A 26,234-nucleotide genomic window follows, 5' to 3' on the forward strand; every position below is an offset into this window, starting at 1 on the left:
CCCGGTATGGAGCGCGCGCCTAACGCCCTCTATATCCTCGAACATCGCCAGATCATCATCCGCGGCCAGGTCCAGGGAATCGGCATTCGCCTCTGGCTCCGCAATGTCGCCAACTCCCTCAACCTGTTCGGCTCCTGCCGCCTCCTCCCCGACGGCACCCTCCAGGTGCACGTCCAGGGCGAGCGCAACCTCGTCAAGCAGTTCATCATCGCCTGCAAACGCGGCCCCTCCGATGCCCGCATCGATGGCATCGAAGTCACCTCGCTCCCCCTCGACCAGCGCCTCGGAGCCTTCATCGTCGAGCGCTGAGCCCGCCCGCCTCCCGGAGATAAGGGAATCTTTTTTCACGTCATATTTTTCACTGGTGCAAAGCGTGACACCGACGTAGCCTCAAGCCATGGCTGAGTGGTCTCTTTTCACCAACCACGCAAACGTCCTCCTCGCCATCACCCGCAACCCGGATATCCGCCTCCGCGAACTCGCCGCCGAAGTCGGCATCAGCGAGCGCGCCGTCAAGCGCATCGTCGCCGACCTCGAACGCGCCGGGTACCTCCAGCGTGAGCGCCACGGCCGCCGCAACCACTACGAAATCAACACCGAAGCCGCCGTCGCCACGCCGATCGCCCGCGGGGTGCACCTCGGAGCGCTGATCGCCGCGCTCCTGCCCATGATCGCGCAGTCCCTCTAGGGCCGCTGCGCGACAGTGCGCCGGCCAGGCGGCACAATCCGCGCATGGACCTCTACGACGTCATGCGCACCGCCTTCTCCGCGCGCGAATTCACCTCCGACCCCGTCGAGGACGCCACCCTCTACCGCATCCTCGAAAACGCCCGCTTCGCCCCAAGCGGCGGCAACCGCCAGGGCTGGCGCGTCATCATCATCCGCGACCCAGCAACCAAATCCGCCATCGCCGAAGCCGCCATCCCCGCAGCCCGCCGCTACGCCGCCCAGGTCGCCGCCGGCGAAAACCCCTGGAACACGGTCGTCCCCACCAAACTCACCCCCGAGCAGATCGCGGCGACCCCCGTCCCCCCGCTCCTGACCGAACCCTACCGCAACGCCCCCGTCCTCCTCGCGGTCTGCGTCGACCTCTCCGTCGTCGCCTCCATCGACCAGGACCTCCCGCGGGTCGGCATCGCCAGCGGCGCCTCCATCTACCCCTTCGCCTGGAACATCCTCCTCGCCGCCCGCAACGAAGGCCTCGGCGGCACCCTCACCACCATGCCGATCGCCCGCGAGCCCGACCTCCAGGCGCTCCTCCACCTGCCGCCGCACGTCGCCGTTGCCACCATCATCACCCTCGGCCGCCCCGCCCGGCAGCTCACCCGCCTGCGCCGCAAACCGGTCGAAGCGTTCGCCACCCTCGAGCGGTACGACGGTCCGCCCTTCACCCGCCCCGCCTGAGCCCGCCCGGCTGGCACCCTGCCATCGATTCCGGTACAGTTCCGCCGCACCTCCCACCGGGCCACCGCGCCCGCCGACTGTATCTCACCTCAGCGAAAGGCGATGCCATGACCTCCCCTGAGCCCCAGGTCGTCTCTGTCCGGAACGGCATGTTCCAGGTCCCCGTCTACCGCAAGGGCACCGGTCAGCCGCTCCTCTACCTCCACGCCGCCGGGGGCGTCCGCAAAGGCATGACCCCCGAAATGCTCGCCCTCGCCGAGCACTACGACGTCATCGTCCCGACCCACCCGGGCTGGGACGATACCCCCGGCCTCGAGCACATCGACGACGTCCACGACATGGTCGTCTACTACCAGGACTTCTGCGACGCCATCGGCCTCACCTCCTTCTTCCTCGCCGGCCACTCCATCGGCGGCATGTTCGCGGCCGAACTCGCCGCAGCCCGCCCCGATATGGTGAAAAAGCTCGTCCTCGTCTGCCCCGTCGGCCTCTGGATGGACGAGGCGCCCGTCACCGACCTCTTCATCCTCACACCCAGCGAGCTGCCCCGCGTCATCTTCGGCGACCTCTCCAACCCGGTCATCCCGAAGCTCTTCCCGCCGCCCGCCAGCGAGGAAGAGATGGCCGAGGCCTACTACTTCCAGCTCGCCAACTTCAGCGCCACCGGCAAGTTCATCTGGCCCATCCCCGATAAGGGCCTCAAGAAGCGGCTCCACCGGATCAAGGCGCCAACCCTCATCGTCTGGGGCGACCAGGACCGGCTCGTCCCGCCCGCCTACGCCGAGCTCTTCCGCTCGAAGATCCCCAACGCCCAGGTCGCCATGATCCCCGGCGCCGGCCACATGGTCCCGCTCGAGAACACCCCCGAGTTTACCCGCGTCGTGACGGAGTTCCTCGGCTAACCCCGCTCCGCCTCGACCCGGGTGACCGGGTCCCCGGCCCGGACCACACCCTCCCGCAGCACCCGCGCGTACACCCGGCTCCACCCGGGGTAGCGCACGTGGTGGATCCGGTTGAAGTCCCCGTGGGCGAACGACCCGGCAATCGTCTTGCATGGGGTCGTCGGCCGGGTGATTTCAATCTCCACCTCCGCGCCGAGCCGCCACCGGGTCCCGGGCGCCAGCTCCGCCCAGTCCAGCCCGGCGATTGTCACGTTCTCCCCCGTCGTGCCCGGCGCAATCGGGTGCCCCTCCGCCTGCAGCGCCGCAATCACCTCCGCCGAGAACAGGCAGAGCGCCCGTTCCGGCCCGCCGTGCACGTCCGGGTGCGCCTGCCGATCGCCCTCGAGGCCCAGCCGCGTCACCCGCGCCTCGATCACCGGCCGCTTCGGCACGCCGCCCTGCGACACATTCAGCGAAACGACCCTGCCCTCACCGGCCATTCCCGCCTCCGTTGCTGCTGTCTTCGAACACCGCGAACGTCCCCAGCGCCTTCGCCGCCAGCCGGTCGCCGTTCCGCACCTCCGATTCGAGCACGATCACGCGGCGCCCGCGGTGCAGCACCCGCGACTCGCATACCAGCCGCCCGGCCCGCACCGGCGCGATGTACACCACCTTCAGCTCGATCGTCGCGCACGATTCGTGCGGCTCGAGGACGCTGTACACGGCCGCGCCCATCCCGGTGTCGGCCAGCGTGTACACCACGCCGCCGTGCACCACCCGGTGCGGGTTCAGATGCTTCTCCTCAACCTCCAGCTCGCACCGGCTGAACCCCTCGCCCCGCTCCGTCACGTCGAACCCGACGAGCAGCTGGAAGCCCATGGGCGGCAGGGATTCCTTCGCCATGCGCGCATCCTACCGCCCCCGGGCGGCCGCCGTCCCGCCCTGTCGCGTACACTGGCCCCATGGAGCCCGTCCTCGTCCTCCTCCCCGCGGCCTGCGAACCGGGCCTCGCATGGCCCGGCGCCGAAGTGCACCGCTACTCCTCCCCGCTCGATATCCCGGGCATCCTCGCCAGCTGCCCGCTGCCGGCCATCCTCGTCCGCGACGGCATCCCCGCCGCCCACGCCGAGCGTATCGCCGACGTCATCCGCGCCCACCCCGCGCCCGTCATCGTCGTGGCGACAACCCCGTGGGACGGCGAAACGCCCGACCCCATCGCCGCCGCCAGCCGCGGCATCGTCGCCGGGTTCGGCCTGCGGGCCATCGACCGCCTGCTCGAACTCCTCCGGCCAGCGGGCTAACTGCCGCCCCTGTCGCCCAGCTCCTCCCGGAGCGCACGCAGCTGGGCGGCGTGCTCCTCCCCGTGCGCCGCCCCCCGCCGCAGGAGCTCCGCCACCGTCACCGGCTCACTGTCAATGAGCGCGCGGCGTTCGAACGCCTCCGCCGCGAACTGCCGCAGCAGCTCCGCGTTCGAATACACGAGGGCGTCGTAGAGCGCGAGCGCCGCTTCCGGGCTGCGCCAGAGGTACTGGAGCCGCCGCTTCCACACTCCCTCGTCGAAACCGGGCAGCGCCGGCGGCTCCTCCGCCGCGAGGATGAACCGCAGCCGGCCTGCCCGCACCAGCTCCGCATCTGCGAGGTGCACCAGCACGTCGCGCACGCTCCAGCCGCCGCTCCCGGCCCGGGAAGTCACCTCCGGGCCCGCGCCGTCCACCGCCTCGCGCACAAGCCGCGGCCCGCGCACATAGCGCGCCAGCACCTCCTCGAGCTCCGCAGGCAGCCGCGGCATCGCACCATTCTACGGCCCGCGCCGCGGCCGCCTGCGCCCCGTTGCGCTCAGTCGTGCAGTTCGGCCGCCGCGACCCGGTATGCGAGTGCCGAGCCGAACAGCCGGCAGCTCCGGCGATGGAGCTCGGCCGCCCGCGCCGCCTCAGCCGGGTCGGCGAAGCACGCCCGCGCCGCCGGGCAGGTGCACCAGACCTCCTGCCAGCCCCGGCGCGTCGAGACGAGCACCCGGTACGTCATCGCCCATCACTCCCCCTGCCCCTTCGAGAAGGCCTCCTCGCCGTCGAAGGTGCACAGGTGCTCGGTCTTGATGAAGTCGATGCCCGCGCCCGCGAGCCGCCCCAGCAGCCCGACGATCGCGGCATGGCTGGTGGGCCCGTCGGCCTTGAACCGGCACCGCCAGTGGTCCGTGCAGAACGTCTCCGGCAGCCCCTCCGGCCAGACCTTCACGCCGCGGTTCGTGATCATCGCCAGGCGCAGCCCGTCGCCCTCCAGTGCCTGCAGCCGCGCCGCCAGCCCGTCCGGCGTCGCCTCCGGGTCGTGCACGAAGACGTCTACCCCGATCGTCTCCTTCTTCGCCCGCGGCTGCGGCTTCAGCGGCGGCGGCGTAAACCGCCCCTCCGCCGTGTACCGCACCGGCTTCAGGTGCTGCGGCTCCTGCCCCAGCCGCGCAATCACCGCATCGGCGAAGGCCCGCGTCCCCACCTTCTCCTTGCTCACGCCCGGGTCGTAGATGTCGTACGTGTGGATGCCGTCCTCGATCGTCCGCAGCCACGCGTTGTGCACCCGGGTCGCCACATCCGATTGCCCGATGTGGACCAGCATCATCACCGCGCCCAGCAGCAGCCCCGAGGGGTTGGCGAGGTCCTGCCCGGCCCGCCGCGGCGCCGAACCGTGAATCGCCTCGAACATCGCCCCGTGCTCGCCGATGTTCGCCGAGCCCGCCAGCCCCACCGACCCCGCAATCTGCGCGGCCACGTCGCTCAGGATGTCGCCGTACAGGTTCGGCAGCACCACCACATCGAACGCCTCCGGCGTGTCGGCCAGCTTCGCTGCCCCGATGTCGACAATCCAGTGCTCCGCCTCGATGCCCGGGTACTCCGCCGCGACCTCCTCGAATACCTTGTGGAAGAGGCCGTCGGTCATCTTCATGATGTTGTCTTTCGTGAAGCAGGTGACCTTCTTCCGCCCGTTCATCCGCGCGTATTCGAACGCGTACCGCACGATCTTCTCCGTGCCCGGCCGCGTAATCAGCTTCAGGCACTGGTACACCTGGTCGGTCTGCCGGTGCTCGATGCCCGCGTAGAGGTCCTCTTCGTTCTCGCGGATGATGACCACGTCCATCCCCGGGTGCTTCGTCTCAACGAACGGCGCATACGCAGCGCACGGCCGCACGTTCGCATACAGCCCGAGCGTCTTCCGCACCGTCACGTTCAGGCTCTTGAAGCCACCGCCCTGCGGCGTGGTGATCGGCGCCTTCAGGAACACCTTCGTCCGCCGCAGCGATTCCCACGCCTCCGGCGCGATCCCGGCGCTGTACCCCTTCAGGTATGCCTTCTCGCCGATCTCGATCTCCTCGATCTCCAGCTCCGCCCCCGCAGCCTCCAGGATGCGCAGCGTCGCATCCATGATCTCCGGGCCGATGCCGTCCCCCCGCGCAACGGTAATTGGAACCTTCGCCATCCATGGACCTCCAGCGGTGTACTCCGGCCATCATACACGACTTTTGAGTCGTGAGTTGTAGTTCGTCTATTGGGTGACGCAGACGTCACCCGGTGGCATCATGAATGCCAGCCCAACGATCCGGTGCCGCCCCGTGGCTCCCTCGACGCGTACCCCGCTCCCCGGCGGCCGCCCCTGATGGCCGTCGCCCGCAAGGCCCCCCGCGCCCCCGACTGGCGCCGCAACCTCGTCTTCATCTGGATCGGCGTCTTCGTCGGCCTCATGGGCGCCAACTTCGTCTTCCCCTTCATCCCCTTCTTCATCCAGGACCTCGGCGTCACCGATGAATCGCGCGTGGCCTTCTACACCGGCATCACCGCCAGCGCCACCGGGCTTTCGCTCACGCTTACGGCACCGCTCTGGGGCTCCCTCGCCGACCGCTTCGGCCGCAAGCCGATGTTCCTCCGCGCCCTGGTCGGCGCCGGCCTGCTGATCGGGGTCATGGGCGTCGCCCAGGCCGTCTGGCAGCTCATCATCCTCCGCTTCCTGATGGGCGCCTTCGCCGGGACCATGGGCGCCGCCGCCGCGCTCGTCGCCGCCACCACCCCCAAAGAGCAGGTCGGGCGCGCCCTCGGTACCCTCCAGACCGGCCAGTTCACGGCCAACATGCTCGGCCCGGTACTCGGCGGTATCGTCGCCTCCAGCCTCGGCATTCGCGAATCCTTCATCTTCTGCGCCGCCCTCTACGCTATCGCCGCCGTCCTCGTCTTCCTCTTCGTCAACGAAACACCCGTCGCCGGCGGCGATGCCGGCCCCGCCGTCCGCCGCAGCGAAGGCTCCCTCCTCGACAACCTCCGGGTGGTCATCGGCGAACGGCAGGTCGTCCTCGTCCTGCTCTTCCTCTTCGTCCTCTGGCTCTCCACGACCTTCGTCCGCCCCGTGATGCCGCTCAGCATTGATAACTTCGCCGCTGCTGCCCCCGGCGACGGCCACGTCCGCCTCGAACTCCCCGGCGCTTCGTGGAACCTCCGCAAAGAGGCCGCGACCGGTTTCGTCTTCGCCGTCATCGGCCTCACCAGCACCATCGCCGCCCTCTCCGTCGCCCCCCTCGGCGAGCGATTTGGTTATCGCAACACCGTTGTCGCGGCGGCGGTCGTCACCGGCGTGCTCTACCCGCTGGTCGCCCTCGCCCACAGCCTCACCGCCTTCATGCTCCTCTTCGGCGCAGTCGGCCTCTTCCAGGGCGCGATGGTCCCGGGCACCAACGCCCTCATCGCCGCCGGCACCCCCGATGGCAAGCAGGGCAGCGCCTTCGGCCTCGCCGCCAGCATGCAGTCGATGGCGCTCCTCATCGGGCCCCTCGGCGGCGGCTTCACCTCAGGCGTCGCCGGAATCGGCGCCGTCTACGTGGTCATCGGCATCATCCTCATCCTCGCCGCCCTCGCCGCCGCCATCCTCGTCCGCGAGCCCGAGGTCTTCGCCGCCCGGCGCAGGGCCGCGGCCCGCGCCTGACCGGCACCTTCCGCCGCAGCCCGCCGCCCGGTACAGTTCCGCTCACCACACCCGCATGCTCCGGAGGCCCCTGCCCGTGCACGGCGTTACCGTCGGTGTCCATATCGTTGCCCGCACCGCCCCCGAACTCGTCGACGGCATCGTCGCCGCCGAACAGGCCGGCGTCGAATGCGCCTGGCTCACCGTCGGCGGCCTCGCCCCCGACCCCTTCGCCGTGTTCGGCGCCGCTGCCATGCGCACCTCGCGCATCAAGTTCGGCACCAGCATCGTCCCCACCTTCCCCCGCCATCCCCTCGCCATGGCGCAGGGCGCTGCCGCCGTCGATGCCCTCGCCCCCGGCCGCCTCCGCCTCGGCGTCGGGCCCAGCCACAAGCCGGTCATCGAAGGCACCTGGGGCATCCCCTTCGAACGCCCGCTCGAACACCTCCGCGAGTACCTCACCATCCTCAAAGCCATCCTCGGCACCGGCTCCATCGCCTTCGAAGGGAAGCGCCTCATCGCCCGCGGCTCCATCGGCGGCCCCACCGGCGTAACCGTCATGGCGTCCGCCCTCCGCGCCAACGGCTTTCGCCTCTGCGGCGAACTCGCCGACGGCGCCATCTCCTGGGTCTGCCCGCTCCCCTACCTCCGCGACGTCGCCATCCCCGCCATCCGCCAGGGCGCCGAGAAGGCCGGGCGCACCCCGCCGCCCCTCGTCGCCCACATCCCCGTCGTCGTCTCCGAAGACGCCGACGCCGTCCGCGAAGGCGCCCGCCGCCAGATCGGCATCTACCCGCGCGTCCCCTTCTACCAGCAGATGTTCGCCGATGCCGGCTTCCCCGAGGCGCTCGAAGGCCAGCTCTCCGACCGGATGATCGACGCCCTCGTGGTCCACGGCAGCGCCGAGGCGGTCAAGGCCCGCCTCCGCGAGGCCCCCGCCTTCGGCGCCGGCGAAATCCTCGCCATGCCCATCCTGCCGCCCGGCGACCGCGAGGCCCTGCCCCGCACCCTCGCCGCCCTCGGCGAACTCGCCGCCGAGTAGCCTCCCGCCGCCGCACCGCAACCCCCTACAATCCTTCCAGCCTGCGCGAAAGGACCAGCCCCATGTCTGACGTTGTCCTCACCTCGGTCGAAGACGCGGTCATGGTCATCACCATGAACCGCCCCGAATCGCTCAACGCCATGACCCCCGAGATGCTCGATACCCTCGCGGACGTCGCCGCGAAGGCCGCCGCCGACCCGGCCATCCGCTGCGTGGTGATCACCGGCGCCGGCCGCGCCTTCTGCGCCGGCGGCGATGTCAAAGCCATGGCCGCCGCCAACGAAGCTGCCGCCTCCTCCGGCGGCGGCGGAGGCCTCGTCTCCCGCGTCGACGTCCTCCGCCAGCAGGAAGAGGTCTCCCGCCTCCTCCACGAGATGCCCAAGCCCACCATCGCCGCCGTCAACGGCGTCGCTGCCGGCGCCGGCCTGAGCGTCGCGCTCGCCGCCGACCTCCGCATCGCCAGCGACCAGGCCCGCTTCACCACCGCCTTCGCAAAGGTCGGCTTTAGCGGCGATTTCGGCGGCACCTGGCTCCTCCAGCGCCTCGTCGGCCCCATGCGCGCCCGCGAACTCTACTTCCTCTCCGACGTGATCGATGCCGCCCGCGCCCTCGAGCTCGGCATCGTCTCCCGCGTCGTCCCCCACGACCAGTTCTGGGCCGAGACCATGGCCCTCGCGAAGCGGCTCGCCAGCGGCCCCACCCTCGCCTACGCCCGCATGAAGGACAACTTCGTCTACGGCGAAACCAACACCTTCGCCGATACCCTCACCCGCGAGGCCGAAAACATGATCGCCAGCGGCCAAACCGAAGACCACCGGAACGCCGCCCGCGCCTTCGTCGAAAAGCGCGAACCCGTCTTCCACGGCCGCTGACCCGCGCAGCCCTGCGCGCTTTTCGTTAGAGTACGCTGAATGACCCCGCAGTCCGCCCCGCGCCCGCTGCCGCCTGCCGCCCGCCTTCTTCCTGGCGGCTGGTTCTACGGCTGGTACGTCGCCATCGCCTGCTCCCTCCTGATGATGGTCGGCGTCGGGGTGGGCTACTACGGTCTGCCTATCTTCCTCAAGCCGCTCAAAGACGCCCATGGCTGGTCAACCGCGCAGGTCAGCTGGGCGCCCGCCATCTACTTCTGCGTCTCCGGCCTCACCGCCGCCATCGTCGGCCCGTACGTCGACAGATACGGCCCGCGCCGCTTCATGCTCATCGGCAGCCTGATTAACGGCGCCAGCGCCGCCATGATCGGCATCGTCAACGAGCTCTGGCAGCTCTACGTCGTGTACTTCGTCTTCGCCGTTGCCTTCGGCATGTCGAGCAACATCGCCGTCAACGCCATCCTCGCGCGCTGGTTCATCCGCCGCCGCGCCCTCGCGATGAGCATCTCCTTCACCGGCGTCTCCCTCGGCGGCGTCATCCTCGCCCCCATCGCCAGCCGCCTCATCGATGTCGGCGGCCTCGAACTTGCAACCCCGATCCTCGGGGCTCTCGTCATCATCACCTCCATCCCGGTCATCATCGGAGTCATCGTCTTCGACCCCCGCGAAGTCGGCATGCTTCCCGACGGCGACACCGCGGCATCTGTGCCGCCGCCCGCGCAGCAGGCGCTCCTCGCGACCCAGATGCGCACCTGGACCCGCGCCGAGGCCGTCCGCACCATCGGCTTCTGGGGGATCCTCGTCGCCTTTCTCCTCGTCCTCATCGCCCAGACCGGCTACGTCGTCCACCAGGTCACGTTCCTCGAAGACCGCCTCGGCTCCCGCAGCGCCGCCGCCTTCACCATCTCCGTCACCGCCTTCGGCTCCATCATCGCCCGCCTCGCCGTCGGCATCTTCGCGGACAACGTCGACCGCCGCCTCCTCACCGTCATCCTCTTCGTCGTCCAGGCCACCGCCATCCTGCTTATCATCCACACCGAAAGCATCGCCGCGACCTGGGCGCTCACTCTCGTCTTCGGCCTCACCATCGGCAACGTCTACATGATGCAGTCCCTCCTCGTCGGCGAAATCTTCGGCATGGTCTCCTTCGGCACCGTCTTCGGGCTCATCAGCCTCGCCGGCCAGGTCGGGAGCGGCCTCGGTCCCATCGGCGTCGGCATCATCCACGACGCCACCGGCGGCTACACCGTCCCCTTCACCATTACTGCGGCCCTCACCTACCTCGCTGCCGTCGCCATCCTCTTCGCCCGCCCGGCCCGGTCCCGCGCTGCCGAGGCCGCCGTTCCCGGGTCCGCCCTCCGCTCCCCCTCCGGCGCCGACTGACCCGATAGACGCCTTCCTCCGGCCCTATCGGAACCTGCAATCTGCACCGGCCGATAACTCGATGAACCCCGCCCGTCTGCGATACTCGGGATATGGACGTCGTCTATCCGCCAGAACGAACGTTCGTCACGCGCACCGGCACCGCCATGCGCCTCCGCCCGATGCGCCCGGAGGACGTGCCGAACCTCTTCGCTTTCCACGAGCGCCTCTCCATCGAGTCGCTTCGCATGCGCTACTTCACGCCCCGCCGCCGGCTGACCGAGGAGGTCGCCCGCCACCTCTGCACCGTCGACTTCCGCGACCGCGCCGCTTTCGTCGCCAGCCCGCTCGACAGCGACACCATCCACGGCATCGGCCGCTACGAGCGCGACGCGCCCCGCTCCGCCGAGGTCGCGTTCATCGTCGAAGACGCCCTCCAGGGCCAGGGCATCGGCCCCGCCCTCCTCGCCCGTCTCGCCGAGCACGCCCGCGGCCAGGGCATCGAGCGCTTCACCGCCGCCGTCCTCAACGAGAACACCGCGATGCTCGCCGTCTTCCGCAGCTCGCCCTTCCGCCCGCAAATCACCGTCGAGCACGACTGCGCCTTCGTGAAGCTCGACCTCACCGTCCTGCCCGAGCCCGCCGCCCAGGCGCAGCGCTCCCTCGTACAGAAGGCCCCGCACCGCAGCCTCGCGCCCGCACCGCGCCTGTTGGCTGCCCAGGAGTAGCGCATCTCCCCGCGTGCTGCGGGCAGGCGATATGCCTTCGCCGCCCGCAGCCGCCCGCAAGATCCGCTGGCCGTGCGCCATTCCGCCGCGATATGGTGGATTTGCTTGAGCCCCGGGGCCGGGAGGTCGAAAGCGTGAGCGAGCTGCACCACCTTCGGACCATGGCGCTGCCGGCGGCCCTGGCCGCTGCCGCTGCCGCATTCGTCCTGGTGAGCCTTGTTGCCGAGGGCGAAACCCCGGCCCCGATCGAACTCCGGTCGCCGCCGTCGCTGGAACAGATGCAGCGCGATACGGCCCACCTGCCGGGAGAAAAGGTGTTCGTCATCGATCCGCCGCCGTCCGAACCGGCAGCGGCGACAACCAGCGGCCCCTACCGGTTCCTTGGCCCCGGATTTACCGGGTTGCTCGGGGTGCACCAGGCGTTTCCTGTCCCCGCCCAGGGCCATCGCTCTGCCGATCCCGCCTTCCTTTCGGCCTCGCCGCTCTACCTGCCGCTCGAACAGGAGCTCCCCGGCTGGACGCTCGTCGGGGTCCATACCGGCGACGGCGACTCGAACACCGTGCTGCAGCAGGTGTTCCGCAACGGCTCCGGCGACACGATCCGCATCACGCGCATCTACCGTGCCTATTTGCCGATTGATGTCCTCGAACCCCGCACCGGCCCGGGAGCCACCATGCGGCTCGAACGGATGACCGTTGACGGCCTCCCGGCCTACGCCCTGGTCCGGACTCCGGCCAGCCCAATGCCGCGGCCCTGGACGTACCTCTCCTTCGTCGATGGCCCGATTGAAACCGTCATCGATGCCGAAGGCTTCAACCTGGAGCAGGCGCTCGACCTCGCGAAACGCATCCGCGGGCAGGAGACTGCCGCAACTCGTGCCGGAAGCCAACCGCCTGGTGCGCGCTCGTAGCCTCGCCCTCCTCCCGCTCCTCCTCCTGCTCGGCGCCTGCACCGGCGGCTCCGGCCCGGGCGACGTCGCGCCCTCCGGGTCGCCTGCCCCATCGCCCGATGCTCCGCCGCAGTCCGTGCCGGGCTACACCCCGCCCCCCGTAACCGCCGCGCCCGTCACGGCGACACCGACGCCTCCTCCGGGAACCCCAACGCCCACGCCGCCTCCAACGCTCGCGCCCGCCGCGTCGCTGCCCCCAGCGGCCGAGGATGCGCTCCGCGCCTACCTCGCGGGGAGGGGGCTCACCCTCGCCGGCGCCTGCCTCGCCATCACCGCCGACCCCGGCGAGACGGCGCACTGCTACCTCGTGCTCGAAGGCTCCACCCTCGAGCGGATGCGCCTCGTTGTCGGCCGCTGGGCCTCCGGCCGTGCGGTCGTCGTCACCCTTGAGTGCGGCCCGGCCGGCACCTGCCGCATCACCGAGGTCGCCGGCCCCGCCGGCTCTCCGTAGCGGGGCCTACTGCGCCAGCCGCAGCCCCAGGTTGATGAGTGCCCGCACGCTGTAGCCGCTCGCACCCTTCGTCACCCAGCCCCGGTCCGACGACATGTTGTCCACCCCGGCGATGTCGAGGTGCACCCAGGGCGTCTTCCCCGCGAACGGCTCCAGGAACTTCGCCCCGACAATTGTCCCCGCACCCCGGTTCCCGGCGCCGACGTTCCGGCAATCGGCCACATCGCTCTTGATGTACTCGTCGTACTCCTTCCACATCGGCAGCCGCCAGGTCTTCTCTCCCGCTGCCGCAGCCGCCGCCTCCACCTCCCGGCAGAGCGCATCGTCGTTCGTCATCAGCGCGTAGCACACGTCCCCGAGCGCCGTCGTCACCGCCCCGGTCAGCGTCGCCACGTCCACAATCCGCTTCGCCCCCAGCTCGTTCGCCCAGCAGATCGCGTCCGCCAGGACGAGCCGCCCTTCCGCATCCGTGTTGATCACCTCGATCGTCCGCCCGTTCATCGCCCGCACCACGTCGCCCGGCTTCGTCGCGCTGCCCGAGGGCATGTTCTCCGTGCACGGCGCAATCGCCAGCACGTTCAGCTTCGCTCCCAGCCGCGCCAGGGCCCACGCCGCCGTTATCACGTTCGCCGCGCCGGTCATGTCCGCCTTCATCGCTTCCATATTCGCCGCCGGCTTGATGCTGATGCCGCCGGTATCGAACGTAATCCCCTTCCCCACCAGCGCGAGGTCCCACCCCTCGCCGCCCCGGCCCCGGTAGCCGAGCCGGATCAGCTTCGGCGGCTCGGCGCTCCCCTTCGCCACCGAAAGGAGCGAGCCCATCCCCTTCCGCTCCATATCCGCCCGCTCGAGCACCTCGACCTCCATCCCCGCCTGCCGCGCCAGCTCCGCCGCCCGCTCCGCCATCACCGACGGCGTCAGGTGGTTCGAGGGCTCGTTCGCCCAGTCCCGGGCGATGTTTGTCGCCTCCGCCAGGATCGACCCCCGCTCCGCCGCCCGTGCCATCCCCGCCACCTTCGACGCGTCGTGCTCGATGATCACCACGTCCTCGATCTCCGCCCGGTCGTCCCCCGCGTTCGACTTGTGCTTCAGGAACTGGTAGCCGCCGAGGATCGACCCCTCCGCGATCGCCTGCGCGCACGCCTCCGGGTCGAGCCCGGCGATCCCCGCTCCGTGCGCAATCGTCGCAATCCGGCGGATGCCCGGCTTCCGCAGCGCGCGAACCACGTTCGCAGCAAGGTTCCGCACCGCGTCGATGTCGAACTCGTCGCGCGCGCCCAGCCCGGCTACCAGCACCCGCGGCGCAGGCATCCGCCCCAGCGTATGGATCGTCACCAGCTCGCCGGCCTTGCCCCGCAGGTCGCCCGCCGCAATCACCTGCGAAATCGCGCCGCCCAGCGCCATATCTACCGCGCCGGTCCCGCCCCCCGGCATGGTCACGCCTTCAAACAGGTTCACGACGACCGCGTCCGCCGCCGCCCGGGTGATATCGCCTTGCTCCACTCGTACCTTCACGTTCCGGTCCCCCGTCGCACTCCCGGCACCCTGCCGGCGTGCTACCTTGAAATCAGCATTATGGCCGCGCCGCCCGCGAGCGGCCACCCGGCACCGCCCATGAAGCTCAGCCTCCACCGCACCGCCGGCCGCCTCGCCCGCGCCTGGGCCCTCATCCGCCGCTACGGCATCTACGAAGCCGTGGTGGTCGTCGTCGCCTTCCTCATCTACTTCACCGTCCGCGGCCTCGTCGTCGACCGCGCCGGTGAAGCCATGGTCCGCGCCTTCAATCTCATTGAGCTCGAACAGCGGCTCCACATCTACTGGGAGCTCCGCATGCAGAGCTGGATTCTCGATTCCTACTGGGCCATCCGGGCGCTCAACTGGGTCTACTTCTGGGGCCATATGCCGCTCGTCGCCCTCCTTGCCGTCTGGCTCTTCGTCTTCCACCGCCACGCCTACTACCGCACCCGCAACGCCTTCCTCGCATCCGGCGCCATCGGCGTCGTCATCTACTGGCTCTTCCCCGTCGCCCCGCCGCGGCTCGTGCCCTTCGCCGGCTTCATCGATACCATGGCCGCCTTCGACCGCTTCGGCTACAACGCCCAGGAGACCGAAGCCTTCGTCAACCCCTTCGCCGCCGTCCCCAGCCTCCACTTCGGCTGGTCGCTCCTCCTCGGCGCCGTCGTCGCCTGGGTCGGGCGCAACCCCGTCGCCGTCGCCTTCGGCGTCGCCTGGCCCGTGGCCATGTTCTGCGCCGTTGTCATGACCGGGAACCACTTCATCCTCGATGCCGTCTTCGGCGGCATCGTCGCCTTTGCCGGCTTCGGCATCGCCCTCCTGTTCGAACGGCTCTGGCACCCCGCTTCCCGGGCCCTCGCCGCCCGCCTCCCCGCGCTCGAGCCGGGGGAGTGAAGCCTGTCCGCTTTCGCCGCGGGCCGCTCCGCGCTGGAAGCTGATGTTTGGCCGCCCGTTTGCCAACCGGTTAACTGGTCGATCCGCCAAGCGTTGAATCCCCATTACTTCTTGTGGTAGAGACGACAGGTGCCCCGATTCCTGGCCGTTGAGCCGGGGCGGGCAGGAGTGGCTCATGTATCAGCCGAGCGAGGTGCTCCGCGCGTTGGGCAGGCACCACGTGCGTGAGCTGAACGACTACCAACAGCGCCTGGTAGCTGCCATCTGCGTGGGCTGGGCGCCGCCGGACATCGCCGCGGCCAGCGGCCGAAGTTCGAAGTCCGCCTATCGCCACCTGCGAGAGCTTGCCTGCCACGTCCTGGACCCGGTTGGACTCGAGCCAACCCGGGACTTCCTTCGTACTTGGGCCGAGCTGCACGGAACCTGCTGCTGCGCGCCAGCGTTCAAAATGATCAGGGAAAACCGCATCTTCTGAGAAATATTCTCAGATCGGCCCGGCGCCGGAGGGTAGGCTTATTCCGGTCCCCCGGCGGGCAATCGGAGACAAAGAGATGTTTCGCGAAGCGACGCGCCGACAGATCCTCCGCAAGCTGGCAGCCGGCCCCATGGCGGTGGCCGGCGCCATGGTTGACCCGCTGGGCCTCCGAAGCCGCGATGCCGCCCGTGCCGCTGATGGGCGCGGCTCGGACGCGGGAGAGCTTTACAACGGGCTCCTGCTTCTCGCACCCGGCGCAACCCGCCCGGCGCCGGAGAGAGTGCCGGTGCTCGCTCCACCGATACTGGAGAAGATCAGGAACGGGCCCGAACCGACCGGATTTGCGCGTTCGCTTTCCGGCGCTGAAGCGCGATCCTTGGGTGTCCCGCTCTGGAAGGTCAAAGGGCAACCGGTCTCATCGATCCGAGCCACGTTTTCTGGCTCCCGGGTATTCGAGGTAGCCACGATCACGGAGGCCGAAGACGGTCCGTACTCATCCATAGTCATCACCGCTCAGCCTCACTATATTCGGCCATATCCCGTCCCTGTCGCAGGCATCCCGGAGCGACCAGTGTTCCCGGCAAAGACCTCGGCGACGCCCGTCGCGGGAATATATTGGACTGCCCCTTTCGAAATCGTGGCAATCTGGGCGTCCGACGAAGGACTGTACAGAATGACTGCCACGATGCGCGCCCCCGCTTTGCCGGCGGAGAGTTTTCCGTTCGAATTCCAGCAGGTTTAACGCAATGAACCTTCGATAGAAAGGAGGGTGTTTCGTGCCTGGCTTCTAAGTGTACGCGCCCATAACCGGTACAGTGACTTCCTGCTGGACCGGTCCGGTCGCCTGTCCGGCAGACCCAAACGGCTGCAGGAACCGTAGACAGATAGCAGCCACAGGCAAGTACTGCGGCGGGGCATACACATGCGGTCCGTGCTGCCACCCCTCAGTATCTTGCAATGAGCCACAGGATATCATGACTGGTGGTGGAACTCCAGACATCGTGTTCACTGCTGACCCAATCGTCGCTTCGATCTGGGTTGGACTGGCCAGCACTGCCTGCTCGAGCGAATCTGGGTGCAGCTCGCTTCCGTACACGAGGGTCATGACCGTCTACATGTACTCTGGGCTGAACGGTAGTGGCACATTTCTAAGGGTTGTTATTTTTGTTCATGTAAATAATGCCATTGCGAGCGGATATTACAATACATCAATTGAGCCTGGAACAGGGCACGCTTACAAGGTGATAGGCTCCGTACCATCTGGTTCGTGCGGGCAATGCTATACAGGGCCACACCTCCATTGGGAGCGTTGCGGTAATTCTGTCGTGAATTCGAGTATATCATGCGGCGATACGATGCTCCGCAGTCTCTCATGGGTCTTCAGGTACTCCTGCTGAGTCTCTTGCTCTGGCTGGCCGTTGGCTGTTCAGGCGACGACCAGACTCAAACGCCGGCTGCTTCCGCCACGGCCGGCGGCACGCAGGCCACGTCCGCGTCTTCAGCGACGCCCTCGGCCACGGCGGACCCAGCTCGTCCGCCACTGCCACCTGTTGTAGTAGAGGTCGCCGAAGCGATCCGGGATCGGGATGCTGCCAGACTGCTCCAACTGCTCGGCGGTGAGCCTGAACCGTGTGGCCAGACTCCAACGCCGGGAATTGGTGCCGGGCCGATCCCGACCTGTCCACCCGGATCGAGCCCCGGAACGCTTGTCGGGCAATTTATCCTAATCGGCGACTGCGAGGGCTTTAGCGTGCCGGCGGGGGCAGAGGTTGTGGATCGCATCATTGGCCTCCGCGACGAAGGCGCCGAGTTGCACGCTGTGGTCTGGGCGAGGGATTTCGGATCGCCCGAACGGGCCTACTTCCTCGTCTACGGGGTCGAGTCAGGCGCCGGTCGCGCGGTTTCGGTCAAGGAGAGCGGAATAGTTGGGGTGTACTACGGCTGCCGCGCGTCTCCTGAGGGTCTGGTGTCCTTCTGGGGGGCCAATGGAGACGCCGTCGTGTACCCACCGTCTGACGTCAAACGTTAACCGCGATGAGGCTGAGCTTGGGAGCCGCATGATGATTCAGGGCATGCAGTACTTGGCCATTGGCATTCCGGCGTCGGTTGCTGTCATCGCTGGCGTCATCAAGCTTCGGTTCCGCCGCGAATTCGCCACCGCGGTCGTCGCCTGGGGGGTCCTTCCCCCGCGTGGGATTCGGCCGTTCACCACCGGGCTGCCGGCGGCTGAGGTCGCCGCGGGCCTGGCTGCGATTGGTCTCACGTTGATGGGACGCCAGGTCGCGGCTGTTGCGTTGCTCGCCCCGCTGTTCTTGCTGCTTGCGGCAGGTCAGGCCGTGATTCTGAGGCGAAGTGTCAACCCCTCGTGCGGGTGCTTCGGGAGGACTGCAGGGCCAATCGGTACCGGGACCATCGTCCGCGCCGCCGCCCTGGCGCTGCTGCCGGTGGCGGCCATCATCGTCTTTTAGCCGCCCGCTGGCATCCCTCCCCGCCTCCCGATATGCTCCCACCGACAGCACGAAAGGAGGCCCCTCCCCATGACGTCCATCGCCGAACGCCCCGGCGTCACCACCTACCAGCAATTCATCGACGGCCAGTGGGTCGACGCCCTCAGCGGCGCCACCTTCACCCGCACCAGCCCCTACGACGGCTCCGTCGTCGGCGTCTACCCCAACAGCGGCATCGAAGACGCCGACCGCGCCATCCGCGCCGCCCGCCGCGCCTTCGACGAAACCTCCTGGCCCACCTCCCCCGCCGCCGACCGCGCCCGCATCCTCCGACGGGCCGCCGATCTCCTCGCCGAGCGCGCCGATGCCTTCGCGACCTGCATCGCCGCCGAAGTCGGCAAGCCGAAGACCATGGCCCTCGGCGAAGTCATGGCCACCGTCGATGTCTTCCAGCTCTTCGCCGCCAAGGCCCTCAACCTCAAAGGCGAATCCTTCACCCAGCAAATCCCCGATGCCGTCGGCATCGTCGCCCATGAGCCGGTCGGCGTCGTCGGTATCATCACCCCGTGGAACTTCCCGCTCCTTCTCATCTCCTGGAAGATCGGCCCGGCCATCGCCGCCGGCTGCACCATGGTGGCCAAGCCCTCCCACTACACCCCCGGCTCCACCCTCATGCTCGCCGGCCTCCTCGCCGAAGCCGGCCTCCCCAACGGCGTCTTCAACGTCGTCACCAGCGAAACCGATAACGGCGCCCTCGTCGGCCAGCACATCGCCGCCTCCGAGCTCGTCGACAAGGTCGCCTTCACCGGCTCCACCGCCAGCGGCAAGGCCGTCATGCGCGCCGCCGCAAACAACGTCAAGAAGGTCAGCCTCGAACTCGGCGGCAAGTCCCCCAACATCGTCTTCCCCGACGCCGCCCTCGACGCCGCCGTCGCTGGCGCCTTCTTCGGCATCTACCTCAACAGCGGCCAGGTCTGCCAGGCCGGCTCCCGCCTCCTCGTCGCGAAGCCGATCAAGGACGAGTTCGTCGCGAAGCTCACCGCCCTCAGCCAGACGCTCAAACTCGGCGACCCCTTCGACCCCGCCACCACCATGGGGCCGGTCATCAACGAAAACCAGCTCGCGAAAATCGAGAACTACCTCGAACGCGGCAGGCAGGAGGCGAAACTGCTGACCGGCGGCTCCCGCGCCACCGAGCCCGGCCTCGAAAAGGGCCTCTTCGTCAAGCCCACCATCTTCGACGAGGTCCCCGCGCAGGCCTCCATCGCCCGCGAGGAGATCTTCGGCCCCGTCCTCTCCGTCCTCTCCTTCGAGAACATCGACGACGTCATCCGCACCGCCAACGACACCATGTACGGCCTCGCCGCTGCCGTCTGGACGAAGGACATCAACGTCGCCCTCAAAGTGGCCAAAGGCCTCCGCGCCGGCACTGTCTGGGTCAACGCCTACCACACCACCGGCCTCTACAACATGCCGTACGGCGGCTACAAGCAGAGCGGACTCGGCCGCGAACTCGGTGACCTCGGCCTCGAAGAGTACATGGAGACCAAGTCCATCCAGATCAAGCTCCAGTAGCCCCGGTCTCTGCCGCTCGACCGCCCGGCCCCGGCCCGCGGCCGCCGCTGCGGGCCGGAGTTCCTCCCCGGCCGGCGATTCAGTTAACTGATTCGAACGTCCGTTCCGGCGCCGCCGCCGCCAGCATCTCGAACCGCACTTCGTACACCTTGCCCAGCCACTGCTGGAGCGTGCCGCGGGCGTAGGCCGCCTCCGGGCTCTGCAAGGCCACCGGCACCGAGTCCGCGTCCTCGAACACGTAGACCACGAGCACCACCCCCTGCGGGGCCAGCCCCACCTCAACCCGCTTGACCCCGGGCACTGCCGCTGTATCGCGGGCGTGCACCTCCCGCGCCCACCGCCGGAACGCCGCGAAGTGCTCCGGCGCCGGCCACGCCCGCATCACGAGCAGCGGCCGGAACCGCTCCCTCACCGCAGCCGCTCCACCAGCCGGGCGATCAGCTCCACGCTCGGCCCTGTCTCGAAGCGCGTATCGACCACGACGTTCGGGCCGTCCAGCGCCTCCGCCCGCGGCAGCATCCGCTCGTAGACCGCTTCGTCCGCCTGTGAAAACCCCTCCCGCGGCCGCCGAAGCCGCTCCCGGACCACCGGCTCCGGCGCCGTCACCCGCACCCGCACGAGCCCGCCGGCCTGCTCCCCCAGCCGCACGAACCGCCGCCGGTCCCGCCGGGTCAGGTTCGTCGCATCCACCACCACCGTTCGCCCCTCCGCCAGCGCGTCAGCCGCCAGCGCCTCGGCCCGCGCGAAGACTGCCGCATGCTCCTCCGGCGTGTACGTCGGCTCCGGGAAGAGCTGCCGCCGCACCGCATCGCTCTCCACATGCACCGCCCCCAGCCGCTCCGTCAGCTGCCGCGCAAGCGTCGTCTTCCCCGAACCGGGCAGCCCCGAGAGCAGCACGAGCACCCCGTCGGCCCCTCCCCGATTGCCGGTAACCATGCCCATATGCTAGCGTGAAGCCGTAGAGACGACAGGAAAAGGAAGACAGAGAACAAGGTTGCTGACGAAAGAGCGCAAGACCGACCTCATCAAGGAGTTCGGCACTCACCCCAACGACACCGGGTCGCCCGAGGTGCAGGTTGCCATCCTCACCGAGCGGATCAAGTACCTCACCGAGCACCTCAAGGCGCACAAGCACGACTACCACACACGCCGCGGCCTCCTGAAGCTCGTCGGCCAGCGTCGCCGCCAGCTTCGGTACCTCAACCGCCGCGACGTCAACCGGTACCGCGAACTGATCGCCCGCCTCGGCCTCCGCAGATAGCGGAGGCTTTTCGCTTCCGCGGGGTCCGCAACCGCCCCGCCCGCACTTCCTCACCTGCGTCCCGCCATCGCGGAGCCACCGCGAAACGGGCACCGTGGCCCATATCCCACGGCCACTCCAGCAGCTGAGATGAAGCACACAACTTGACCACCATGAACGACCCGCGCACCTACGAAATCGAAATCGGGGGCAAAACCCTCACCATCCAGCACGGCATCCTCGCCCAGCAGGCCAACGGCGCCGTCACCGTCCGCCTCGGCGATACCGTCGTCCTCGTCACCGTCTGCATGGCCGAGGCCCGCGAAGGCATCGACTTCTTCCCCCTCACGGTCGACTACGAAGAGCGCCTCTATGCCGTCGGCAAAATCCCCGGCGGCTTCCCCCGCCGCGAAGGCCGTGCCTCCACCGAGGCCATCCTCGCCATGCGCCTCACCGATCGCCCCCTCCGGCCCCTCTTCCCCAAGGGCTTCCGCAACGAAGTCCAGGTCATCGCGACCACCCTCTCCGCCGACCGCGAGCACCAGCCCGATACCCTCATCACCATCGGCGCCTCCGCCGCACTCGGCATCAGCGATATCCCCTTCAACGGTCCCGTCTCCTCCGTCCGCGTCACCCGCCTCGACGGCCAGTACATCGTCAACCCCACCTTCGATGAAACCGAGCGCGGCGACCTCGACATCGTCGTCGCCGGCACGAAGGACGCCGTCGTCATGGTCGAAGCCGGCGCCAAGCAGGTCGCCGAAGACGTCGTCCTCGAGGCCATCGAAGTCGCCATGGAGGCGAACCGCAAGATCATCGCCCTCCAGGAACAGATCGCGGCCGATGTCGCCCCGGTGAAGAAGCCCTTCACCCCGGCGAAGGAGAACGAAGAAGCCATCGCGGTCATCAGCGAGTACCTCAAGGACCGCATCCCTGAACTCGTCGCCACCGCCGCCTCCGAGCGCTCCGACGCCAACAAGGCCGTCCGCCAGGAGCTCCAGGAGCAGTTCGGCGACCGCTTCACCTCCGCCGAGATCGCCGATGCCCTCTGGAACATCATCAAAAAGGCGATGCGCAGGCAGATCCTCGAGCAGGGCATCCGCGCCGACGGCCGCGGCGTCAAAGACATCCGCCCGCTCGATATCCACGTCGGCGTCCTCCCCCGCACCCACGGCTCCGGCCTCTTCCAGCGCGGCCAGACCCAGGTCCTCACCATCGCCACCCTCGGCGGGCTCAGCATGGTGCAAAAGCTCGATACCCTCTCGCCCGACGAGTACAAGCGGTACATGCACCACTACAACTTCCCGCCCTACTCCGTCGGCGAAGTCCGCCCCCTCCGCGGGGCCGGCCGCCGCGAAATCGGCCACGGCGCCCTCGCCGAGCGCGCCCTCGAACCCGTCATCCCCTCCGAGGAAGAGTTCCCCTACGCCCTCCGCCTCGTGAGCGAGGTCATGTCCTCCAACGGCTCCACCTCCATGGCCTCCGTCTGCGGCAGCACCCTCGCCCTCATGGACGCCGGCGTCCCCATCTCCGCACCGGTCGCCGGCATCGCCATGGGCCTCATCATGGGCGAGGATGGCAACTACCGCGTCCTCACCGATATCGCCGGCCAGGAAGACTTCATGGGCGACATGGACTTCAAGGTCGCCGGCACCGCGAAGGGCATCACCGCCCTCCAGATGGACATCAAGATCTCCGGCGTCTCCCGCGAACTCCTGGCAACCGCCCTCGAACAGGCCCGCGAAGCCCGCCAGTACATCCTCCAGCGCATGCTCGAAGTCATCCCCGAGCCGCGGCCCGAGCTCTCGCCGTACGCGCCCAAGATGTACAAGATCACCATCCCCCAGGACATGATCGGCACCCTCATCGGGCCCGGCGGCAAGACCGTCCGCCGCATCCAGGACGAATCCGGCGGCGCCACCATCGACATCCAGGAAGACGGCACCGTCATCGTTGGCTCCCCCAACGAAGAGGTCGCCCGCAAAGCTATCCGCATGATCGAAGGCCTCACCAAAGAGGTCCAGGTCGGCGAAATCTACACCGGCAAGGTCACCCGCCTCCTCAACTTCGGCGCCTTCGTCGAAATCCTCCCCGGCAAGGAAGGCCTCATCCACATCTCCCAGCTCGGCGCCGACCACGTCCGCAGCGTCGAAGACGAGGTCAAGGTCGGCGACGAGGTCACCGTCATGGTCTCCGAGATCGACAACCTCGGCCGCATCAACCTCTCCCGCCGCGCTGTCCTCCTCGGCGAAACACCGGAGCAGGCCGCAGCAGCCAGCCGCGACGGCGGCCGCGACCGCGACCGCGGGCCGCGCGGCGGCGGCCCGGGCGGCTCCGGCGGCGGTTCCCGCCCCTCCGACCGCGACCGCGGCGGCCGCGGCGGCGGCCCCCAGCCCCAGCGCGGCAGCCAGCCGCAGCCCTCGCGCCCGGCGCCGGCCAGCACCGGCCCCGTGGGCGGCGCCACCCGCGGCTGGGTGCGCCGCACCCCGCCCGCTGAAGGCGCGCCCCCGCCTCCGCGCCGCGATTTCGGCGGCGGCATGAACGAGGACTGACACCTCCCTGCTCAGGGTCGACAAAGGAGGCCGCCCCGGCACCGGGGCGGCCTCGCTGTTTGTCCGGGCGCTCGCGGGGGCCCTACACCCCGACCGCCTCCCGCCACTCCGCCGGCTTTGCCCGCTGCTCCTCGGGCAGCGGCCGAATCCACCAGCGGTCCTCGTACTCGCTCCAGATGCCGCGCAGCTTCGGCATCACCTTCTCCGCGAACAGCTTCGTGTTGTACATCACCTTCTCGCGCGGCATGTTCCCGATCTGCATCAGGCACATCAGGTGGCCGACCTTCAGCCCCTTGATGACCTCCTCCAGCTGCTGCGCCACGCTCTCCGGGCTCCCGGCCACCACGTACCCCTGCTTCACGAAGTCCGCCCAGGTCAGCCCGGCACGCTGCGCGCTCGCCTGTGCGCCCACCTGGGCCGTAATCCCGGCCTTCACCGTCCGCAGCGTCCGGTAGCCCGGCGCATCCGCGAATCCCGCGTAGACGTGCAGGCACCGGTTGTAGAAGTAATCCACGTGCTCGCTGTACAGCCGCTCGGCCTCCGCGTCGCTCTCCGCCACGCAGACCAGCTGCAGGAAGCCCGCCCGGTACGGGTTGAACTCCCCGCCCAGCTCATCCACCCGCGCCCAGTACTGGTCCATCACGCCCTTCCCGCGCAGGTAGCCGAAGTACGAAAGGTAGCAATAGACGTAATCCTTCTCCGTCGTCCAGTCCCACGTCTCCAGCGAACCGCCGCCCGGGATCCAGATCGGCGGGTGCGGCTGCTGCAGCGGCCGCGGCCACGGGTTCACGTACCGCACCTGGTTGTACTTCCCGTTGAAGTGGAACGTCTCCTTGTTCGTCCACGCCTGCAGGATGAAGTCGTGGTTCTCGTAGTACCGCTCCCGCAGCGTCGCCGGCGTCATCCCGTAGGCAAAGTTCGTGTCCATGCTCGTCCCTACCGGGAAGCCGGCCACCAGCCGCCCGCCCGAGATGACGTCGAGCATGGCGAACTCCTCCGCCACCCGCAGCGGCGGGTTGTACAGCGCAATCGAGTTCCCCAGCACCACCAGCCCTGCCCGCGAGGTGCGCCGCGCCAGCGCCGCCGCAATCAGGTTCGGGCTCGGCATCAGCCCGTACGCGTTCGAATGGTGCTCGTTGCAGCAGATCCCGTCGAACCCGCACCGCTCCGCGTACTCCAGCTCGTCAAGGTACTCGTTGTAGACGTGGTGCCCCTTCACCGGGTCGAACAGCGAGTACGGCACGTCGACCCAGACGCTCCGGTACCGCTCCTTGAAGTCGTCCGGCAGGTACGGATACGGCATCAGGTGGAACCAGTGGAACTTCATGCTGCCCCTCCAGCGGCTGCGCCGCGCAGCGCGGCGTGCATCATCCATACGCCCGCGCAATATCCGCGTCAAGCTGCGCAGCCGCCCGCGGGGCCCTACTCTCCCCCTGCGGGCTCTGGAGACTGGAGGACCCCATGCGCCCTGACCACGCGCTCGAATCCGCCGCCCGCGCCGTCGAACGGTACGCCGACCCCGCCCGGCCCCTCGTCCACCCCCAGCAGATCATCGCCGCTATCCGCCGCGAAGAATCCGCCGCCTCCCGCGCCAACGGCTGGCTCGCCGACCACATCGTCGGCCTCGCCGGCACCATGGCCTTCTTCCACTTCCTCTGGCTCCTCATCGCCGGCTGGGCCCTCTGGCAGTCTGGCATCCTCCACAACCGCGGATTCGACCCCTACCCCTACTCCTTCCTCTTCTTCATCCTCGGCGGCATCATGCAGTCACTCTTCGTGCCCACCATGCTGACCGCCTCCAACCGCGCCGCCGAGCGCGACCGCATCAAAGACGAAGCCGACCACCGCGCCTGGTCCCACCTCTACCAGGTCAACGATGACCAGCTCCGGCTCCTCCAGGAGATTCGCGACCTCCTCGCAGCCGCCCGTCCCGCTTCCGGCCCCGCCGCGGAGTAGCCCCGGCGCCCTACGCCTCGCGCGGCGCCCGGAAGAGCCCCTCCTGCGCGACCGTCGCAATCCGCGTCCCCGAGCGGTCATACATCCCCGCGATCATGATCGCCCGCGCCGCGTGCGCTGCCGGGCTCTCGCTCACGTACAGCACCCAGTCATCGAACCGCGGCGGCCGGTGGAACCACATCGCGTGGTCCAGGCTCGCCGAGCTCCCGCCGGGCCGCCAGAGCCCGTAATGGTGCGCCACGGTCGCCACCAGGCCGCTGTCACTGAAGTAGGCCAGCGCCGCCGCATGCAGGAGCGGATCCTCCGGGAGCGGCTCCGCCATCCGGCCCCACACGGCCCGCGCCGGCAGCCGCCCGGTCCCGTCGTCTGCGCGCGTCGGCTCCGCCGCCGACCGCAGGTCAATCGGCCGTCCCAGCCGGCTCCGCATCCGTTCGGCCATCGCCGGCGGGATGTCGGCCATCCGCGGCAGCGCAATCGTCGTCCACCAGGGCGGGCAGCCCTCCGGGTCGGGCGCTGCCGGCATCGGCGCCTGGTGCGAAATCCCCTCCTCCGGCGCGGCGAAGCTCACCGACGCCTCGAAGATCGTGTGCCCGGCCTGCACCGCCGTCACCCGTCGCGTCAGGAAGTTCCGTCCCTCCCGGATCCGCTCCACTGTGTAGTCGATCGGGTCCTGCGGCTTCCCCGCCCGCAAGAAGTACGCGTGCAGCGAGTGGATCGACCCGAAACTTGCGGTGCGCCCGGCCGCCACGATCGCCTGCGCCAGCACCAGCCCGCCGAAGAGCCGGCCTTCCTCCTGCCCCGGTTCGCCCCGGAACCGGTTGTAATCCGCCGGCTCCAGCGCCATCTGCCGCAAGAACTCACGAATCGCCCCGCCGGGGGCCTCCTGCGCCTCCGTCATGGTTCCTCCATCTCCCGCCCCTGCCCCGCTCCGGGGCCGGGCCGTTCGTACGTTTGT

The 26,234-nt window shown here is 69.0% G+C and carries 30 protein-coding genes; 20 read left to right on the forward strand and 10 right to left on the reverse strand.

What is annotated here, in order from left to right:
• The first annotated feature begins 6 nt into the window (after nt 1-6).
• The 4 genes from Tbon_RS08450 to Tbon_RS08465 all read left to right on the forward strand — a co-directional run bounded on the left by Tbon_RS08450 (nt 7) and on the right by Tbon_RS08465 (nt 2,306).
• A complete protein-coding gene (locus tag Tbon_RS08450; protein ID WP_158067288.1) occupies nt 7-309 on the forward strand; it encodes an acylphosphatase in 303 nt (100 codons plus the stop codon).
• Nucleotides 310-397: 88 nt separating this feature from the next.
• Complete coding sequence (locus Tbon_RS08455; protein WP_158067289.1) at nt 398-688, forward strand: helix-turn-helix transcriptional regulator; 291 nt, start codon at nt 398-400, stop codon at nt 686-688.
• 44 nt (nt 689-732) lie between these two features.
• Nucleotides 733-1,404, forward strand: a complete 672-nt coding sequence (locus Tbon_RS08460; protein WP_158067290.1) for a nitroreductase family protein — start codon at nt 733-735, stop codon at nt 1,402-1,404.
• Nucleotides 1,405-1,511: 107 nt separating this feature from the next.
• Complete coding sequence (locus Tbon_RS08465) at nt 1,512-2,306, forward strand: alpha/beta fold hydrolase (RefSeq protein WP_158067291.1); 795 nt, start codon at nt 1,512-1,514, stop codon at nt 2,304-2,306.
• On the opposite strand, the gene Tbon_RS08470 is transcribed toward Tbon_RS08465, so the two are convergent.
• Nucleotides 2,303-2,785 carry an MOSC domain-containing protein gene (locus Tbon_RS08470; protein WP_158067292.1) on the reverse strand — a complete coding sequence of 161 codons (483 nt, stop codon included), beginning with the start codon at nt 2,783-2,785 and terminating at the stop codon, nt 2,303-2,305. The genes Tbon_RS08465 and Tbon_RS08470 overlap by 4 nt on opposite strands.
• Nucleotides 2,775-3,188: a PaaI family thioesterase gene (locus Tbon_RS08475; RefSeq protein WP_158067293.1), complete on the reverse strand. Its 414-nt coding sequence runs from the start codon at nt 3,186-3,188 to the stop codon at nt 2,775-2,777. Before Tbon_RS08475 ends, Tbon_RS08470 begins: the two co-directional genes overlap by 11 nt.
• A 59-nt stretch (nt 3,189-3,247) precedes the next feature.
• Between Tbon_RS08475 and Tbon_RS08480 the strand changes: the two genes are divergently transcribed.
• Nucleotides 3,248-3,586, forward strand: coding sequence for a hypothetical protein (locus Tbon_RS08480; RefSeq protein WP_158067294.1), 339 nt, complete (start codon nt 3,248-3,250; stop codon nt 3,584-3,586).
• Here the strand turns inward: Tbon_RS08480 and Tbon_RS08485 are convergent.
• The 3 genes from Tbon_RS08485 to Tbon_RS08495 are packed head-to-tail and all read right to left on the reverse strand — an operon-like array spanning nt 3,583 to nt 5,753.
• Nucleotides 3,583-4,074 (reverse strand): DinB family protein, encoded by a 492-nt coding sequence (locus tag Tbon_RS08485; RefSeq protein WP_158067295.1) that lies wholly within the window; start codon nt 4,072-4,074, stop codon nt 3,583-3,585. The two genes, Tbon_RS08480 and Tbon_RS08485, sit on opposite strands and share 4 nt — an antisense overlap.
• A gap of 47 nt (nt 4,075-4,121) precedes the next feature.
• Nucleotides 4,122-4,310: a hypothetical protein gene (locus tag Tbon_RS08490; RefSeq protein WP_158067296.1), complete on the reverse strand. Its 189-nt coding sequence runs from the start codon at nt 4,308-4,310 to the stop codon at nt 4,122-4,124.
• A gap of 6 nt (nt 4,311-4,316) precedes the next feature.
• Nucleotides 4,317-5,753, reverse strand: coding sequence for an NADP-dependent isocitrate dehydrogenase (locus Tbon_RS08495; protein WP_158067297.1), 1,437 nt, complete (start codon nt 5,751-5,753; stop codon nt 4,317-4,319).
• A gap of 177 nt (nt 5,754-5,930) precedes the next feature.
• On the opposite strand from Tbon_RS08495, the gene Tbon_RS08500 reads away from it, so the two are divergent.
• The 7 genes from Tbon_RS08500 (at nt 5,931) to Tbon_RS08530 (ending at nt 12,625) form a co-directional block, all read left to right on the forward strand.
• A complete protein-coding gene (locus tag Tbon_RS08500) occupies nt 5,931-7,244 on the forward strand; it encodes an MFS transporter (RefSeq protein ID WP_158067298.1) in 1,314 nt (437 codons plus the stop codon).
• A gap of 76 nt (nt 7,245-7,320) precedes the next feature.
• Nucleotides 7,321-8,265 (forward strand): LLM class flavin-dependent oxidoreductase, encoded by a 945-nt coding sequence (locus Tbon_RS08505; protein ID WP_225734582.1) that lies wholly within the window; start codon nt 7,321-7,323, stop codon nt 8,263-8,265.
• 62 nt (nt 8,266-8,327) lie between these two features.
• Nucleotides 8,328-9,137: an enoyl-CoA hydratase gene (locus Tbon_RS08510; RefSeq protein ID WP_158067300.1), complete on the forward strand. Its 810-nt coding sequence runs from the start codon at nt 8,328-8,330 to the stop codon at nt 9,135-9,137.
• Nucleotides 9,138-9,176: 39 nt separating this feature from the next.
• A complete protein-coding gene (locus Tbon_RS08515) occupies nt 9,177-10,517 on the forward strand; it encodes an MFS transporter (protein WP_158067301.1) in 1,341 nt (446 codons plus the stop codon).
• Between the two features lie 92 nt (nt 10,518-10,609).
• Nucleotides 10,610-11,224 carry a GNAT family N-acetyltransferase gene (locus Tbon_RS08520; protein WP_158067302.1) on the forward strand — a complete coding sequence of 205 codons (615 nt, stop codon included), beginning with the start codon at nt 10,610-10,612 and terminating at the stop codon, nt 11,222-11,224.
• Nucleotides 11,225-11,358: 134 nt separating this feature from the next.
• Nucleotides 11,359-12,135: a hypothetical protein gene (locus Tbon_RS08525; protein ID WP_158067303.1), complete on the forward strand. Its 777-nt coding sequence runs from the start codon at nt 11,359-11,361 to the stop codon at nt 12,133-12,135.
• Entirely contained in the window at nt 12,122-12,625 is a 504-nt protein-coding gene (locus Tbon_RS08530; protein ID WP_158067304.1) for a hypothetical protein, read from the forward strand. Before Tbon_RS08525 ends, Tbon_RS08530 begins: the two co-directional genes overlap by 14 nt.
• Nucleotides 12,626-12,631: 6 nt before the next feature.
• Here the strand turns inward: Tbon_RS08530 and Tbon_RS08535 are convergent, their stop codons facing one another.
• On the reverse strand, nt 12,632-14,128 hold the full coding sequence (locus Tbon_RS08535; RefSeq protein WP_192497847.1) for a leucyl aminopeptidase: 1,497 nt from the start codon (nt 14,126-14,128) through the stop codon (nt 12,632-12,634).
• Between the two features lie 72 nt (nt 14,129-14,200).
• On the opposite strand from Tbon_RS08535, the gene Tbon_RS08540 reads away from it, so the two are divergent.
• The 5 genes from Tbon_RS08540 to Tbon_RS08560 all read left to right on the forward strand — a co-directional run bounded on the left by Tbon_RS08540 (nt 14,201) and on the right by Tbon_RS08560 (nt 19,531).
• Entirely contained in the window at nt 14,201-15,034 is an 834-nt protein-coding gene (locus Tbon_RS08540) for a phosphatase PAP2 family protein (protein ID WP_158067306.1), read from the forward strand.
• Between the two features lie 175 nt (nt 15,035-15,209).
• Entirely contained in the window at nt 15,210-15,509 is a 300-nt protein-coding gene (locus Tbon_RS08545) for a hypothetical protein (protein ID WP_158067307.1), read from the forward strand.
• Nucleotides 15,510-15,585: 76 nt separating this feature from the next.
• A complete protein-coding gene (locus Tbon_RS08550) occupies nt 15,586-16,251 on the forward strand; it encodes a hypothetical protein (RefSeq protein ID WP_158067308.1) in 666 nt (221 codons plus the stop codon).
• 1,330 nt (nt 16,252-17,581) lie between these two features.
• Entirely contained in the window at nt 17,582-17,977 is a 396-nt protein-coding gene (locus Tbon_RS08555; protein ID WP_192497848.1) for a MauE/DoxX family redox-associated membrane protein, read from the forward strand.
• 69 nt (nt 17,978-18,046) lie between these two features.
• On the forward strand, nt 18,047-19,531 hold the full coding sequence (locus Tbon_RS08560; RefSeq protein ID WP_158067310.1) for an aldehyde dehydrogenase family protein: 1,485 nt from the start codon (nt 18,047-18,049) through the stop codon (nt 19,529-19,531).
• A gap of 79 nt (nt 19,532-19,610) precedes the next feature.
• Here Tbon_RS08560 and Tbon_RS08565 read toward each other — a convergent pair whose 3' ends face one another.
• A complete protein-coding gene (locus Tbon_RS08565) occupies nt 19,611-19,943 on the reverse strand; it encodes a hypothetical protein (protein ID WP_158067311.1) in 333 nt (110 codons plus the stop codon).
• A complete protein-coding gene (locus tag Tbon_RS08570; protein WP_192497849.1) occupies nt 19,940-20,467 on the reverse strand; it encodes an AAA family ATPase in 528 nt (175 codons plus the stop codon). The genes Tbon_RS08565 and Tbon_RS08570 overlap by 4 nt, the downstream gene beginning before the upstream one ends.
• A gap of 58 nt (nt 20,468-20,525) precedes the next feature.
• Here Tbon_RS08570 and rpsO point away from each other — a divergent pair, with 58 nt between their 5' ends.
• Nucleotides 20,526-20,792 (forward strand): 30S ribosomal protein S15, encoded by a 267-nt coding sequence (gene rpsO, locus Tbon_RS08575; RefSeq protein WP_158067313.1) that lies wholly within the window; start codon nt 20,526-20,528, stop codon nt 20,790-20,792.
• Nucleotides 20,793-20,944: 152 nt separating this feature from the next.
• Complete coding sequence (locus Tbon_RS08580; protein WP_158067314.1) at nt 20,945-23,323, forward strand: polyribonucleotide nucleotidyltransferase; 2,379 nt, start codon at nt 20,945-20,947, stop codon at nt 23,321-23,323.
• An 82-nt stretch (nt 23,324-23,405) separates the two neighbouring features.
• On the opposite strand, the gene Tbon_RS08585 is transcribed toward Tbon_RS08580, so the two are convergent.
• On the reverse strand, nt 23,406-24,650 hold the full coding sequence (locus Tbon_RS08585) for an LLM class flavin-dependent oxidoreductase (RefSeq protein WP_158067315.1): 1,245 nt from the start codon (nt 24,648-24,650) through the stop codon (nt 23,406-23,408).
• A gap of 134 nt (nt 24,651-24,784) precedes the next feature.
• Between Tbon_RS08585 and Tbon_RS08590 the strand changes: the two genes are divergently transcribed.
• Nucleotides 24,785-25,279, forward strand: coding sequence for a DUF1003 domain-containing protein (locus Tbon_RS08590; protein ID WP_158067316.1), 495 nt, complete (start codon nt 24,785-24,787; stop codon nt 25,277-25,279).
• A gap of 10 nt (nt 25,280-25,289) precedes the next feature.
• Here Tbon_RS08590 and Tbon_RS08595 read toward each other — a convergent pair whose 3' ends face one another.
• Nucleotides 25,290-26,177, reverse strand: a complete 888-nt coding sequence (locus Tbon_RS08595; RefSeq protein ID WP_158067317.1) for an acyl-CoA thioesterase — start codon at nt 26,175-26,177, stop codon at nt 25,290-25,292.
• Nucleotides 26,178-26,234 lie beyond the last annotated feature (57 nt).

Source organism: Tepidiforma bonchosmolovskayae (genome assembly GCF_008838325.1).
GTDB classification, from domain to species: Bacteria; Chloroflexota; Dehalococcoidia; order Tepidiformales; family Tepidiformaceae; genus Tepidiforma; species Tepidiforma bonchosmolovskayae.